13 protein-coding genes are annotated in these 13,908 nt (G+C 68.0%); 8 read left to right on the plus strand and 5 right to left on the minus strand.

Annotated elements, in window-relative coordinates; genetic code table 11:
- Nucleotides 1-144: 144 nt before the first annotated feature.
- Nucleotides 145-1,119, minus strand: a complete 975-nt coding sequence (locus tag PGN12_10890) for an IS110 family transposase (protein MEH3104401.1) — start codon at nucleotides 1,117-1,119, stop codon at nucleotides 145-147.
- Between the two features lie 325 nt (nucleotides 1,120-1,444).
- On the opposite strand from PGN12_10890, the gene PGN12_10895 reads away from it, so the two are divergent.
- The 5 genes from PGN12_10895 (at nucleotide 1,445) to PGN12_10915 (ending at nucleotide 6,209) form a co-directional block, all read left to right on the plus strand.
- Nucleotides 1,445-2,848 carry an MATE family efflux transporter gene (locus PGN12_10895; GenBank protein MEH3104402.1) on the plus strand — a complete coding sequence of 468 codons (1,404 nt, stop codon included), beginning with the start codon at nucleotides 1,445-1,447 and terminating at the stop codon, nucleotides 2,846-2,848.
- A gap of 146 nt (nucleotides 2,849-2,994) precedes the next feature.
- A complete protein-coding gene (gene groES, locus PGN12_10900) occupies nucleotides 2,995-3,282 on the plus strand; it encodes a co-chaperone GroES (protein MEH3104403.1) in 288 nt (95 codons plus the stop codon).
- 54 nt (nucleotides 3,283-3,336) lie between these two features.
- Nucleotides 3,337-4,980, plus strand: coding sequence for a chaperonin GroEL (gene groL, locus PGN12_10905; protein ID MEH3104404.1), 1,644 nt, complete (start codon nucleotides 3,337-3,339; stop codon nucleotides 4,978-4,980).
- A gap of 190 nt (nucleotides 4,981-5,170) precedes the next feature.
- Nucleotides 5,171-5,731 carry a Uma2 family endonuclease gene (locus tag PGN12_10910; GenBank protein ID MEH3104405.1) on the plus strand — a complete coding sequence of 187 codons (561 nt, stop codon included), beginning with the start codon at nucleotides 5,171-5,173 and terminating at the stop codon, nucleotides 5,729-5,731.
- A gap of 10 nt (nucleotides 5,732-5,741) precedes the next feature.
- Entirely contained in the window at nucleotides 5,742-6,209 is a 468-nt protein-coding gene (locus PGN12_10915) for a DUF3429 domain-containing protein (protein MEH3104406.1), read from the plus strand.
- A 35-nt stretch (nucleotides 6,210-6,244) separates the two neighbouring features.
- Here the strand turns inward: PGN12_10915 and PGN12_10920 are convergent, their stop codons facing one another.
- On the minus strand, nucleotides 6,245-7,333 hold the full coding sequence (locus PGN12_10920) for a mannose-1-phosphate guanylyltransferase/mannose-6-phosphate isomerase (GenBank protein MEH3104407.1): 1,089 nt from the start codon (nucleotides 7,331-7,333) through the stop codon (nucleotides 6,245-6,247).
- A 79-nt stretch (nucleotides 7,334-7,412) separates the two neighbouring features.
- On the opposite strand from PGN12_10920, the gene PGN12_10925 reads away from it, so the two are divergent.
- The gene (locus tag PGN12_10925) at nucleotides 7,413-8,225 is read left to right on the plus strand and encodes an ATP-binding protein (GenBank protein MEH3104408.1); all 813 of its coding nucleotides are present in this window, start codon (nucleotides 7,413-7,415) and stop codon (nucleotides 8,223-8,225) included.
- Nucleotides 8,226-8,235: 10 nt separating this feature from the next.
- On the opposite strand, the gene PGN12_10930 is transcribed toward PGN12_10925, so the two are convergent.
- The 3 genes from PGN12_10930 to PGN12_10940 form a co-directional block, all read right to left on the minus strand.
- Complete coding sequence (locus PGN12_10930; protein MEH3104409.1) at nucleotides 8,236-9,159, minus strand: alpha/beta hydrolase; 924 nt, start codon at nucleotides 9,157-9,159, stop codon at nucleotides 8,236-8,238.
- Nucleotides 9,160-9,422: 263 nt separating this feature from the next.
- Nucleotides 9,423-10,871, minus strand: a complete 1,449-nt coding sequence (locus PGN12_10935; protein MEH3104410.1) for a methyl-accepting chemotaxis protein — start codon at nucleotides 10,869-10,871, stop codon at nucleotides 9,423-9,425.
- Nucleotides 10,872-10,939: 68 nt separating this feature from the next.
- Nucleotides 10,940-12,721: an ATP-binding cassette domain-containing protein gene (locus PGN12_10940; protein MEH3104411.1), complete on the minus strand. Its 1,782-nt coding sequence runs from the start codon at nucleotides 12,719-12,721 to the stop codon at nucleotides 10,940-10,942.
- A gap of 115 nt (nucleotides 12,722-12,836) precedes the next feature.
- On the opposite strand from PGN12_10940, the gene PGN12_10945 reads away from it, so the two are divergent.
- Together PGN12_10945 and PGN12_10950 are read left to right on the plus strand one after the other, a co-directional pair.
- On the plus strand, nucleotides 12,837-13,142 hold the full coding sequence (locus PGN12_10945) for a hypothetical protein (GenBank protein ID MEH3104412.1): 306 nt from the start codon (nucleotides 12,837-12,839) through the stop codon (nucleotides 13,140-13,142).
- A 99-nt stretch (nucleotides 13,143-13,241) separates the two neighbouring features.
- Complete coding sequence (locus tag PGN12_10950) at nucleotides 13,242-13,907, plus strand: response regulator transcription factor (protein ID MEH3104413.1); 666 nt, start codon at nucleotides 13,242-13,244, stop codon at nucleotides 13,905-13,907.
- Nucleotide 13,908: the final 1 nt, after the last annotated feature.

The raw sequence follows: 13,908 nt of genomic DNA on the forward strand, positions 1-13,908 counted from the left end.
ACGCTTTGAGGGTGAATGGCCTTCTTCGTCACTCCCGCGGAGGCGGGAATCCAGAACCTTGGCCGTTTCGCTTCTGTCGCCAGACCTGCGCGTCTGGATCCCCGCCTGCGCGGGGATGACGGAGGGCATGAGCAGCATACGTCATCAACTCAGTTGAGCGGCGTGATCATCGCGGATTTTAGCGTTGGCGATGGTGATGAGTTTTCGCATGGCGGCGGTTAGGGCGACGATGGGTTTTTTGCCGCTGTCGCGGAGGCGCAGGTAGAAGGCCTTGATGTCGGGCGCGAAGCGGACGGCGGAGAGGGCAGCCATGAAGGTGACGCGCCTGATCTCCGGGCGGCCGCCGCGGGTGCGGCGATAGCCATCGACGGTGCCGCTTTGGCGGGGATGGGGTGCAAGGCCGGCGAGGCTGGCGATCTGGCGCCGTCCGAGCGTGCCGAGTTCGGGCAGGAGGGCGATGAGCGCCGCGGCGGTGGTCGCGCCGATGCCGGGGATGGTGCGCAGGACGCTGGCGGTGCGGGCGAGTGATGCGCAGCCGGCGAGCAGCGCCTCGATCCGGGCCTCGAGCGCGGCGATGGCCTGGTCGTGCGCGGCGACCAGCGCGCGCAGTTCGGCGGCGACCGGGCCGGCGCCGGGGGCCTTGAGGCGGTTGGTGCACGCGGTGCGGGCACGGACGAGATCGCTGCGGGTGTTGACCAGCGTCGCGAGCTCCTGGCGGTGTTCATCGCGCGGGTGCCAGCGGTCGAGGCGCTCGTGGCGCTCCTGCCCGTAGCGCGCGAGCGCACGGGCATCGAGCGCATCGGTCTTGGCCAGCGTTCCCAGCGAGCGGATGAACGCCTTGACGCGGCGGGCATCGGCACGGTGGATGGCATGGCCGGCGCGTGACGCCGCCGCGAGCAGCGCGGCCTCGTAGCCGCCGGTCGCCTCGCAGACCAGCAGGCGCCCGGGCGGCAGCGCGGCGGCAAAGGCGTCGAGCGCAAGCGGCGTGTTGGCGATGGTGGTGGCGCGGCCGGTGACGCTGTCGAAGACGGCGATGCCGGCCTTGCCGACGTCGCAGCCGACGAACCCGGTCGGCGTGGTGGCGGCGGCGTCAGTGGCGGGGTTGGCGGAGCGGGTCATGACGGTTATCCTCGGCGATAGCCTGCGATTGTCTGCGGGCGTCGTCGAGCGGCCCCTGCAACTCACCAGGCGTGACGGGAAGCGGGCAACCGACCGGGATGACGACGGGCGAAAAGCCCTATTGCGAGACGGCCCGGTTGCCCGCGCCCGGCATCAGGTGGCCACCTGATGCCGGGCATCCCGCTCATGCAGGACACCACCCCCCCTACGTCATCTCCAACAGACAATTGCGAGCGTAGCGAAGCAATCCAGGGTTGAACCAGGACGCCCCGGATTGCTTCGCTCCGCTCGCAATGAAGGGCAGGCTCGGCTAGGGGCTCCACCCATGACCGCCCACGCCACCCTCGCGCCGCTGACGCAGGCGCCGCCGCCGACGTGGCGTGCGGAGCTGCGCGCGCTCGCCGCGCTGGCGGGGCCGCTGATCGGGGCGAATCTGCTCCAGATGGCGGTGTTCGCGGTCGATGTGGTGTTCGTCGCTCGGCTCGGGCCGGTCGAGTTCGCCGCGGCGACGCTGGGGGTGTTCTTCTTCCATATCCTTGGCTTCGGGCTGATCGGGATGGTCGGCGCGGCCGAGCCACTGATCGCCGCCGCGCTCGGGCGGCGCGTCGGCGCGGTGCGGCAGGTGCGGCGGTCGTTCCGGATGGCGATGTGGCTGGCGGTGCTCGGCTCGCTCGTCGTGATCGTCGTACTCAACTGCGCCGCGCCGTTGCTGCGGCTCGCCGGACAGGACGCGGCGGTGGCGGCACGCGCCGGATCGTTCTGCCGCGTGCTGTCGCTCGCGGTGCTGCCAGCCGTGTTCGCGGCGCTGATCCGGCTGACCGCGGCGGCGCTGGGGCGGCCGGGCTGGGCGTTGATGGTCACCGCGCTGGCGCTGGGCGTCGCACTGCTCGCCAATTGGTGTCTGGTGTTCGGCAATGCCGGCTTCCCGGCGCTGGGGCTGGAAGGCTCGGCGCTGTCGAGCGTGATCGTCTCGACCGCGACCTGCGCGGCCTATGTCGTGATCCTGCTGACCGACCGCCGGCTGCGGCGCTATCGCCTGCTCGGCAAATGGTGGCGCGCGGAATGGTCGCGGATGGCGGAGATCGCGCGGCTAGGCGCGCCGATCGCGCTCGGCTGGATGGCGGAGGGCGGATTGTTCGGCGGCGCGGGGCTGCTGATGGGGCTGATCTCGGTCGCGGCGATCGACGCGCATGCCGTGGCGCTCAACATCGCCGCGATCGCCTTCCAGATCCCGTTCGGGCTCGCGCAGGCGGCGACGATCCGCGTCGGCTTCGCGTTCGGCGCAGGTGACCGGGCGTGGGTGGCGCGGGCGGGCAATGTCGCGATCGTGACCGGGATCGCGGTGATGGCGCTGAGCGCGATGGTGTTCTGGGCGGTGCCGCACTGGCTGGTGCGGCTGTACGTCGATCCGGCGCGTGAGGGCGCCGTGGCGTCGCTGGCGGTGGCGTTGCTGGGGATTGCGGCGATCTTCCAGCTCGTCGATGGCGCGCAGGCGGTGGCGGCCGGCGTGCTGCGCGGGGTGCAGGACACGCGCGTGCCGATGCTGATCCAGATCGCCGGCTATTGGGGCGCGGGGTTCGGGACCGCGTTGCTGCTCGGCTTCGGGCTCGGCTGGGGCGCGGCGGGGATCTGGTGGGGGCTGGCGGTCGGGCTCGGCGTCGTTTCCGCGCTGCTGATCTGGCGGTGGAGCGCGCGCGAGCGGCTGCACCTGTCGCCACGCGCGACCTGATCGCACGCACGGCCTGTCCGACGGTTCCCAAAAATTTGCGCGCGGGCGTTGACCGCGGCGGGGGGCACCCACATATGCGACCCGCTGGCACTCGGCTGGGTCGAGTGCCAAAGAACTGTCACATACCTTCAGAGGGGTACTGAGCAATGAACTTTCGTCCGTTGCACGACCGCGTTCTCGTCCGCCGCGTCGAGGCGGAAGAGAAGACGGCCGGCGGGATCATCATCCCCGACACCGCCAAGGAAAAGCCGCAGGAGGGCGAAGTCGTCGCCGCCGGTGCGGGCGCCAAGAACGACAAGGGCGAGGTCGCCCCGCTCGACGTCAAGGCCGGTGATCGCATCCTGTTCGGCAAGTGGTCGGGCACCGAGGTTAAGGTCGACGGTGAAGACCTGCTCATCATGAAGGAATCGGACATCCTCGGCATCATCGCCTGAGCTTTCCGACCGCCTCAACTTTCCCAACATTCGTTCATCTGAAAGGGTAGCCACATGGCAGCCAAGGACGTGAAATTCGGCCGTGACGCGCGCGAGCGCATCCTGCGCGGCGTCGACATCCTCGCCGACGCGGTGAAGGTCACGCTGGGGCCGAAGGGCCGCAACGTCGTGATCGACAAGAGCTTCGGCGCACCGCGCATCACCAAGGACGGTGTGTCGGTCGCCAAGGAAATCGAGCTTAAGGACAAGTTCGAGAACATGGGCGCGCAGATGGTGCGCGAAGTGGCCTCGAAGACCAACGACATCGCGGGTGACGGCACCACCACCGCCACCGTGCTGGCGCAGGCGATCGTCCGCGAGGGCATGAAGTCGGTCGCGGCCGGCATGAACCCGATGGATCTGAAGCGCGGCATCGACCTGGCAGTGACCAAGGTCGTCGCCGACATCCAGGCGCGCTCCAAGCCCGTCTCGGGCTCGCAGGAAGTCGCGCAGGTCGGCATCATCTCCGCCAACGGCGACCGTGAAGTCGGCGAGAAGATCGCGGAAGCGATGGAAAAGGTCGGCAAGGAAGGCGTCATCACCGTCGAGGAGGCCAAGGGCCTCGAGTTCGAGCTGGACGTCGTCGAGGGCATGCAGTTCGACCGCGGCTATCTGTCGCCGTACTTCATCACCAACCCGGAGAAGATGCAGGTCGAGCTCAACGACCCCTACATCCTGATCCACGAGAAGAAGCTGTCGTCGCTGCAGGCGATGCTGCCGATCCTCGAGGCGGTGGTGCAGTCGGGCCGTCCGCTGCTGATCATCGCCGAGGACATCGAGGGCGAGGCGCTCGCCACGCTCGTCGTCAACAAGCTGCGCGGCGGCCTGAAGGTCGCGGCGGTCAAGGCGCCGGGCTTCGGCGATCGTCGCAAGGCGATGCTCGAAGACATCGCGATCCTGACCAAGGGCGAAGTCGTCAGCGAGGACCTCGGCATCAAGCTCGAGAGCGTCACGCTCGGTATGCTTGGCACCGCCAAGCGCGTGACGATCGACAAGGACAACACCACCATCGTCGACGGTGCGGGTGATGCGGAGTCGATCAAGGGCCGCACCGAGGCGATCCGCCAGCAGATCGAGGTGACCACCTCCGACTACGACCGCGAGAAGCTCCAGGAGCGTCTGGCGAAGCTCGCGGGCGGCGTGGCGGTCATCAAGGTCGGCGGGTCGACCGAGGTCGAGGTGAAGGAGCGCAAGGATCGCGTCGATGACGCGCTGCACGCGACCCGCGCCGCGGTCGAAGAGGGCATCGTCCCGGGCGGCGGCACTGCGCTGCTGTACGCGTCGAAGGCGCTCGACGGCCTGACCGGCGAGAACGACGACCAGACGCGCGGCGTCGACATCGTCCGCAAGTCGCTGACCTCGCTGGTCCGTCAGATCGCGCAGAACGCCGGTCACGACGGGGCGGTGGTGTCGGGCAAGCTGCTCGACGGCAACGACACCGCGCTCGGCTTCAACGCCGCGACCGACACCTACGAGAATCTGGTGCAGGCCGGCGTGATCGACCCGACCAAGGTCGTGCGCACCGCGCTCCAGAACGCCGCGTCGGTGGCGGGTCTGCTCATCACCACCGAGGCGACCGTCTCGGAGCTGCCCGAGGACAAGGCTCCGGCCATGCCCGCCGGCGGCGGCATGGGCGGCATGGGCGGCATGGACTTCTAAGCCGAAGGCGGCCTGCGCCAGCGTGGCTGGCGCAGGACTCGCCGCGGCGCGGACAGCCGGTCGGCAGCGCCGATCCGGTCTGACGTCCCGGGCAGCGGCTTTGCCGCTGCCGCCCAAGCGTAGAGCGAAGGGCCGGCGGAGCGATCCGCCGGCCCTTTGTTTGCGTGCGGCGATCCCCTATACTCTCCGCATGGCCACGCTGCTCAGCCTCGGTGAACCGCGCTTGCTGACCGCGGCGGAGTTCCTGCAGATCGACTTTGGACCGGACCTGAAGGCCGAACTCGACAACGGGGTGATCCGCATGATGGCGGGCGGCTCCCGCGACCATGCGCGGGTGCAGGCCAATATCCTTATCGCGCTGGGTAACCGGCTGCGTGGATCAGGCTGCCGACCCTATGGGTCCGACATGGCGATCCTGACCCACGACGCGTCGGTGCGATACCCAGACGTCACCATTGATTGTGGGCAGCCCGGCGACAGTGGTGGGGACCGCTATCTCTCCGCGCCCAGGGTGATCGTCGAGGTACTGTCGCCATCGACGCGCACCATCGATCTGGGATCGAAGAAGGCGGAATATCAGGCGCTTCCGAGTATCGAAGCGATCGTCTTCGTTGATCCCGACGCAGAAACCATCTCAGTCAGCGCGCGCTCGGAAGCGGGCTGGTTCGACAGCCTGCCCGCGCGATGCGATCTCGTCCTCTCCACGCTGAACCTCACCATCCCACACGCGGAAATCTTCGCACGCGACTGACAGGGCGGCCGTGCGTTCAGCGCGCATGAACCAGCGTGGCCGCATTCCCATTGACAGCATCGTGTTCGGCTATGGCCCGATGCTCCCGCTCGTCGCCGCCGGGATCGGCGCATGGGTGCTTGCGCCCGGCTGGGGATTGATCGCGGTGCGGCTGGCGATCGTGTGGGGCGCGTTGATCCTGTCGTTCATCGGCGGCGTGCGGCGCGGGTTCGGGTTCGCGACGCCGGGCGCGTCGACGCTGGTCGAGATCGTCGCGGCGGTCGGCTATTTCACGATCGCCGGGCTGGCGCTGGTGGTGCCGTTCGTCAGCACGTCGCTGGCGCTGTTGGCGGCGGGTTATGCGCTGGCGGCGTTGCTCGACCGGCGCGCGGCCTTGGCGGGGAATGCGCCGGCGCATTTCGCCCGACTGCGTCCGCCGCAATTGCTGTTGGGATGCGCGGGGCTTGCGGCGTGCTGGGCATGGGTGATGCTGGAATAGGTCACCCCGGAGATGATCCGGGGTGACGCTATAGTTCAGCCCTTCATCGCTTCGAGCAACAGCTTGACGTCCTGACTGCGTCCGCGCGGCAGGATCAGTACATCGTTGCCGCTGGCGACGACGATCAGGTCCTCGACCCCGACCATCGCGATCCGCACACCGTCGCTGCGCGCGAGGCAGTTGCTGCTGTCGAGCATGATGACCTCGCCGTTGACGACGTTGCCGCGTGCGTCGCCCTCGCTGATCGCGTGGAGCGCGTCCCAGCTGCCGACGTCGCTCCAGCCCATCGCGACCGGCACCACCGCGACGCGATCGGCCTTTTCCATGACCGCATAGTCGATCGAGTCCGACGGCGACGCCGCAAACGCGTCGGCATCGGGATAGACCCGCACGCCCTCGCGCCGCGCGCCGGCGCACGCCTTGCGAACCGAGTCGACGATCGCGGGCGCGAATTGCTCTAGTGCTGCCAGATAGGCGTCGGCGCGGAACAGGAAGATCCCGCCGTTCCAGGCATGGTCGCCCGAAGCGATCATCGCCTCGGCAACGTCGCGCTTCGGCTTCTCGACGAAGCGCGCGACACGGTGGACGCCGGCGGCGATCTCCTCGCCGACCTTGATATAGCCGTATCCCGTCTCTGGCGCGTCGGGGGTGATGCCGAAGGTGACAAGCCAGCCCTGCTCGACGAGCGGCAAAGCGGCGTGGATCGCGGCGTGGAACGCCTCGCGATCGGCGATGACGTGATCGGACGGCATGACCAGCATCGCCTGATCCGCCCCGGCGCTGAGCGCGGCGAGCGCGATCGCGGGCGCGGTGTTGCGCCCGGCGGGTTCGAGGATCAGCGCGCTGGGCAAGGTGCCGATCGCGCCGAGCTGTTCCTCTACCGCATCGGCGTGCGCGGCATTGGCGACGACGATCGGCGCGGCGAAGGCGTCGCCGTGCGCCCGCGCCGCAGTGAGCTGCAACATGGTTTCGCTCGCGGTGAGCGCGAGCATCTGTTTGGGCTTTTCCGGCCGCGACATCGGCCACAAGCGAGTACCTGATCCGCCTGAAAGGATCACCGGCACGATTTCGGTCAATTGCTGCTCCTGTTCCCCCGTGGAGGCACAGCTGCACCTCCGACGCATCAACACGCTTGATCGTGCAAGGTTTCCTTATGCACGTTCTTCCGTTGCGGCAACGTGACGAGCGGATTAGCCGGTGCGCATGACCGACGCCCTCGACCGGATCGCCGCCGCGCTGGAGCGGCTCGCGCCGCCGCCGCCCGCCAGCGCCGATCCGCTGGCGCACCCCGCCTATGTCTGGCGCGACGGCGCGCTGGTCGCGGCACGCGCGTTCGCGCCGTTGCCGCTGGCGTTGCTGCAGGGAGCGGAGGCGCAGAAGACGGCGTTGCTCGCCAATCTTACGCGATTGGCGGAGGGGTTGCCGGCGCAGGATGCGCTGTTGTGGGGCGCGCGCGGGACCGGCAAGTCGGCGCTGGTGAAGGCGGCCGTCGGGACGGTGCAGGCGGCGGGCGGTGCGCTGGCGCTGGTCGAGGTTGCGGCGGATCGGCTGGAGACGCTGCCGCGGCTGTTCGACGTGGTCGCGGCGCAGCCGCGCGCCTTTGTGATTTTCCTGGACGATCTCGGTTTCGATGCGGCGGCGGAGGCGCGGGTGTTGCGCTCACTGCTGGAAGGCGGGGCGGAGGCGCGGCCGGCGAACGCGCGGCTGATCGTCACGTCCAATCGCCGGCATCTGGTGACGCGCGATATCAAGGAGCAGGAAAGCGCGATCAATCCGCGCGATTCGGTTGATGACCAGATGGCGTTGGCGGATCGCTTCGGGCTGAGCCTCGGCTTTCATGTCGTCGATCAGGATGGCTATCTGGCGATCGTGCGCGGTTATGCCGAGCGCTACGGCTTGCCGTTCGATGCCGCGGATGCGGTCCAATGGGCGACGCGGCGCGGGAGCCGCTCGGGCCGGGTCGCGTGGCAATATGTCGTCGAGGTCGCCGGGCGCGCGGGGAAACGGCTCGACTGATCGCGGGCAATCAGCGTTTCATCGCCGCGGCGGTGCGGACGATCAATGCTACCGTGCCCGTGCCTTCGGGCTCGGTCGGGTTGATGATGCGGAAGTGCGAAGGGCGCTCGGTTCGATAGACCTGCAGCGGATCGCCGGCACGACGGACGCGCGCGATATAGGGTGTCATGAGGTCGGCGAACGCACCCACCGCAACGGCCTGCGGCATGCCGAGCGGGAGATGATCTTGCGCCGAGGCATCGCGGTAGCGCTGCGGCACCTGCGCCGGCGTGCCACCCATCAGCGGCACGATGACCGGCTTGTCGCAGATCTCCTGATCCTTGCCGATGAATTCGGCGAGGCTGCTCGGGCCGTCGATCGCCACCACCGCGGCGGGCCTGATCGGGGTGGGGGCGTAGATGTCGCTCATCGGTGCGAGGCGCGGCCGCACCGCACTCCACGTCGCCAGCAGCGCGCCTGCCGAATGGCCGACGACGATCACGCGTGACAGGTCAAGCGGGTAGCGTCTGGCGAGCGGCCGCAATGTGTCGATCGCCGCCCCGGCGTCGCGAAAGGTGCCCGGCCAGCCGCCGCCCGACTGACCAAGCTGGCGATATTCGACGTTCAGCGACGCGATGCCGTGTTGCGTCAGCGCGTCGGCCAGCGCGGCGATGCCGCGCGCCGTGCCGCCGATCGACGCATCCCAGCAACCGCCATGTATGACCACCGCGACCGGGAACGGGCCGCCGCCCTTCGGCAAGCGCAGTTCCTCGAACTGCTGCGGGGCGGGGCCGTAATGAAGCGTAGCGACGGGCGTGCTGACCGGCAGGCGTTCAAGTGCCGGCGGGCCGTGCCAGTAGACCATCCACAGCATGTAGGCGAACGGACCGGCGAACCAGAGTGCGGCGACGATCGCCGCCGCACCTGCAACGATCATCCACCGACGCTTCGTCATGATCCATCCCCCCGGCGGAGAAGATTACGCTTCGCCCGCAGCCAAGTCGAGCAAACAGCAAGCTATTGTAAGTATATCCGTGACTTTGACATGTCACCCAGCACGAATGCGGTTCGAAGGTCGTGTATCGAGCCGTCGGTCGAAAGGAAGCGTCGTCGCGGACCAAGCCCGCGACGACGTGAGAGGTGAGCGAAATCAGCAGCGACGGTGATCGGTTGGGAAGGGCGAGGTCGATCGACCCCGCCGTGACTTACTCCCGTCGCTCAGGCGGCGAGGCGCTGCTGCATCCGGTGCACCGGGTTGCCCTCCGCCTCGCCAAGCCGGAAGCGTGCCACTTCGCGCGAGAGCGTTTCGGCTTCCGCTGCGAGCGTGCGCGCGGCGGCGGTGGCCTGTTCGACCATCGCGGCATTGCGCTGCGTGACGTTGTCCATCTCCGATACCGCGGTGTTCACCTGCCCGAGCCCGACCGATTGCTGGCTGGCCGAGGTGGCGATGCGCGAGACCAGGTCGCTGATTTCGCCGATGCGGCCGATGATCCGCTGGAGCGCCTGACCCGCTTCGTTGACGAGATCGACGCCGACCCCGACCTGTTCGGACGACGCGAGGATGCGGGTCTTGACGTCCTTGGCGGCATCCGCCGAACGTTGCGCCAGCGCGCGGACCTCGGAGGCGACGACCGCGAAGCCCTTGCCGGCCTCGCCGGCGCGCGCCGCCTCGACGCCGGCATTGAGCGCGAGCAGGTTGGTCTGGAACGAGATACCGTCGATGACGGTGATGATCTCGCTGATTTCCGCCGACGAGCGTTCGATGCCGCCCATCGCCTCGACGGCGCGGCGGACGATCTGGCCTGATTCCTCCGCCTCGTCGCGCGCCTCGCCGACGATGCGGTTGGCCTGCGTCGCGCCATCGGCGGTCTGGCGGACGGTCGCGGTGATCTCGTCCATCGCGGCGGCGGTTTCCTCGAGCGAGGCGGCCTGCTGCTCGGTGCGCTGCGAAAGGTCGTCGGACGCCTGACGAATGTCGCCTGAGCCGGTGCGGATCTGGAGGCTCGAGCGGGTGACCACGCCCAGCGTCGTCGACATCTGCGTGCGCATCGCCTCGAAACTGTCGGCGAGCGCCTGATATTCGGCCGGAAGGCCATCGAGCGTCTCGGTCAGGTCGCCATGCGCCATCCGTTCGAAGACCTGCCCGCAGCGCTCGATCACTGCGCGACGTCCCGCCTGCTCGGCCTCGAAATAGGCGGCGAGCGCGATGTCCATGTCGATCAGCGATGCCTTGACGAGCGCGGTGGCGGCACGCGCGCGGCGGCGCGCGCCGAACGGCCAGAGCAGCCGGCCGAGCATGACCTTGGGCAGGACATGTTCCAGCATCCGCGCATAGCCGCTGATGTACCAGGTCGGCGCGAGGCCGATCCGCGCGTGGATCTGCCCGATGTGCGAGGCGGCCGCGGCATAGTTGCGATCGATCGGGCCGGAAAAGAGCTTGCGCCAATGTTCGAGCTGCTTGTCGCGGGCGTGATCCATGCGCGTCTGCGACTGGAACATGCGGCTGATCGCCGGCGTGCTGGCGATATGCTTGTAGAGCGCGACCAGCGCGGTCGGGGCGTGACGCTCGATCGCGCGCCGCACCACCGGGAAGGTCGCATAGCTGCGTTCGGTATAGCCGAACGCGGCCAGACGTTGTTCGAAGTCGATGGGTTCCGATCCGCTCACAGCATTCCTCCGTACGGCGAGCGATAGCCGGGAACGGTTAAGGGCGGGTAAGCTTCCCTCTTTGATTTCTAAGCATTTTCTACAATCTCGGCCAATTCCAGCCAGCGCATCTCGGCGGCATCTTTCTCCTCACGCAGCGTCGCGATGGTGCGGCTCAGACGGTCGAAGGCGGCGGGATCGCGCGCGTATAGTCCCGGATCGGCCATCGCCGCCTCGTCTGCCGCGATGCGCGCGTCCAGTTCCTCGATCCGCCCGGGTAGCAGATCGTAATCGCGCTGGTCCTTGTAGCTGAGCTTGACCCGTGTCGGGGCGGGGGGCGGCGGGGAAGCGGCGGGCTTTGCTGCGGCCTTCTTCGTCGCCTCGACCCGCGGTCGGCGCTGCCGCTCCCAATCCTCGTAACCGCCTGCGACGACGTCGACATGCCCCGATCCGTCGAGCCCGAGCGTGATCGTGACGGTGCGATCGAGAAAGTCGCGATCGTGGCTGACGATCAGCACGGTGCCGCCGTAATCGGCGATCACTTCCTGCAACAGGTCGAGCGTTTCGAGATCGAGGTCGTTGGTCGGCTCATCGAGGATCAACAGGTTCGACTCGCGGGCAAATTCACGGGCGAGCAGCAGGCGCGAGCGCTCGCCGCCCGACAAGGTGCCGACCTTCGCCTCGGTTAGCGAGGGATCGAACAGGAATTCCTTGAGATAGCCGTGGATGTGCTTGCGCGATCCTAACACGTCGATCCACTCGCCGCCATCGGCCAGCACCTCGCGCACCGTCTTTTGTGGTGCCATCAGGCTGCGCTGCTGGTCGATGAAGATGCCGTCGAGCGTCTTCGCGCGCTTGACGGTGCCGGTGTCGGGCTCCAGCTCGCCGGTCAGCAGCTTGAGCAGGGTGGTCTTGCCCGCGCCGTTGCGCCCGACGACGCCGATCCGATCGCCGCGCGCGACGCGCAGATTGAGGTCGCGGATGATGGGGCGGTCCCCGAAACTCTTCGAGACATGATCGACGTCGATCACGACCTTGGTCTTGTTGTCGTCGCTCGCCATCTGGAGCGCGGCGGCGCCCTGCGGCCCCATCATCGCGGCGCGTTCGGCGCGCATCTCCTTCAGCTTCGATAGCCGGCCCTGGTTGCGGCGGCGACGACCGGTGACGCCGCGTTGCAGCCAATGCTCCTCGATCTTCAGCTTGGCGTCGAGCCGCTGCGCGTTGCGCTCCTCCTCAGCATAGACCTGTTCGGTCCAAGCGTCGAAGCCGCCGAACCCGACCTCGGCGCGGCGCAACTCGCCGCGGTCGAGCCACAGGGTCTGGCGGGTCAGCCGCGTGAGAAAGGTCCGGTCGTGGCTGATGACGACGAACGCGCCGGTAAAGCGCTTCAGCCAGTCCTCAAGCCATTCGATCGCGGCGATGTCGAGGTGGTTGGTCGGCTCGTCGAGCAGCAGCACGTCCGGGTCCATCGCCAGCGCGCGGACGATCGCGGCGCGGCGGCGTTCGCCTCCGGAGGCGGAGGACGCCTCGCGCGACAGATCGATGCCGAGCTGGTCGGCGATCGCATCGGCCTGATAATGTTCGGGCGCGTCATTGCCGGCCAGCGCATAGTCGCGCAGCGTCGCGAAGCCGCTGACGTCGGGATCCTGCTCCAGCATCACTACCTTCGTGCCGGGCACGATCGTCCGTCGCCCCTCGTCGGCGTCGATGACGCCCGCGATCAGCTTGAGCAACGTCGACTTGCCCGCGCCGTTGCGACCGATCAGCGCCAGCCGGTCGCGCTCGCCGACATAGAGGTCGAGGTGGCGAAACAGCCACCCGGCCCCCTGAACGAGCCCAAGGTCTTCATACGACAATATAGGTGCGGCCATGGCGTGCGACCTAGGGAACCGCGAGGGCGGGAGCAAGTTGCGCCGAGGACACATGCGCCGCTTTCCTCATTCACAGGCTGTTCAAGCCGCCCCCGCTACGCCTACACCGGTGAAAATGCTTCCTTCGCTTCTTCTGTGCGGGCTGGCCGCCCCGGCGATTGCCCAGCCGCTGCCATCGCCGCTGCCCGACCAGGTGCGCGACGGGTCGGTGGCGTTGCAGGCGCGGCGGCAGGGGCGGTTGCTGCCGCTGCCCGAGATCGAGCGGCGCGTGGTGCCGACGATGCGCGACGCGCAATATATCGGCTTCGATCTCGAAATGCCGAGCGGGATCTACACGTTGAAGTTCCTGCGCGACGGGGCGGTGATCTGGGTCGATGTCGATGGCCGCACCGGTCAGATTTTGGGACGGACCGGCCGCTGAGCAGGTGTTCAGCGCGGTGAAAGCCGCAATTCCATAGCGGGCGGCTTTCGTGCTAGCCCGATCGCCAGACAATCGTTTTCTTCAGGAGCCCCACCACCGATGCGCGTGCTGATCGTCGAGGATGAGCCCAATCTGGGGCAGCAGTTGAAATCAACGCTGGAGGGCGCGGGCTATGCCATCGATCTGGCGACCGACGGCGAGGAAGGGCATTTTCTCGGCTCGACCGAAAACTACGATGCGATCGTGCTCGACCTCGGTCTGCCCGAGATCGACGGTCTGACCGTGCTCGACCGCTGGCGCAAGGAAGGCAAGGTCACCCCCGTGCTGGTGCTGACCGCGCGCGACAGTTGGTCCGACAAGGTCGCCGGGCTCGACGCGGGTGCCGACGATTATGTCGCCAAGCCGTTCCAGACCGAGGAGCTGATCGCGCGGCTGCGGGCGCTGATCCGCCGCGCCTCGGGCAACGCTTCGTCGGAGTTGATCGCGGGCGACGTGCGGCTCGACACGCGCTCGGGCAAGGTGACGCGCGCCGGCGAGCCGGTGAAGCTGACCGCGCAGGAGTATAAGCTGCTCAGCTACCTGCTGCACCACAAGGGGAAGGTGGTCAGCCGCACCGAGTTGATCGAGCATATCTACGATCAGGATTTCGATCGCGATTCGAACACGATCGAGGTGTTCGTGACGCGGATCCGCAAGAAGCTGGGTCAGGACGTGATCACCACGATCCGTGGGCTCGGCTACAGCCTGGAAGACCCGGACGCCTGAC

Source organism: Sphingomonas phyllosphaerae, from assembly GCA_036946405.1.
Taxonomy (GTDB): domain Bacteria; phylum Pseudomonadota; class Alphaproteobacteria; order Sphingomonadales; family Sphingomonadaceae; genus Sphingomonas; species Sphingomonas phyllosphaerae_D.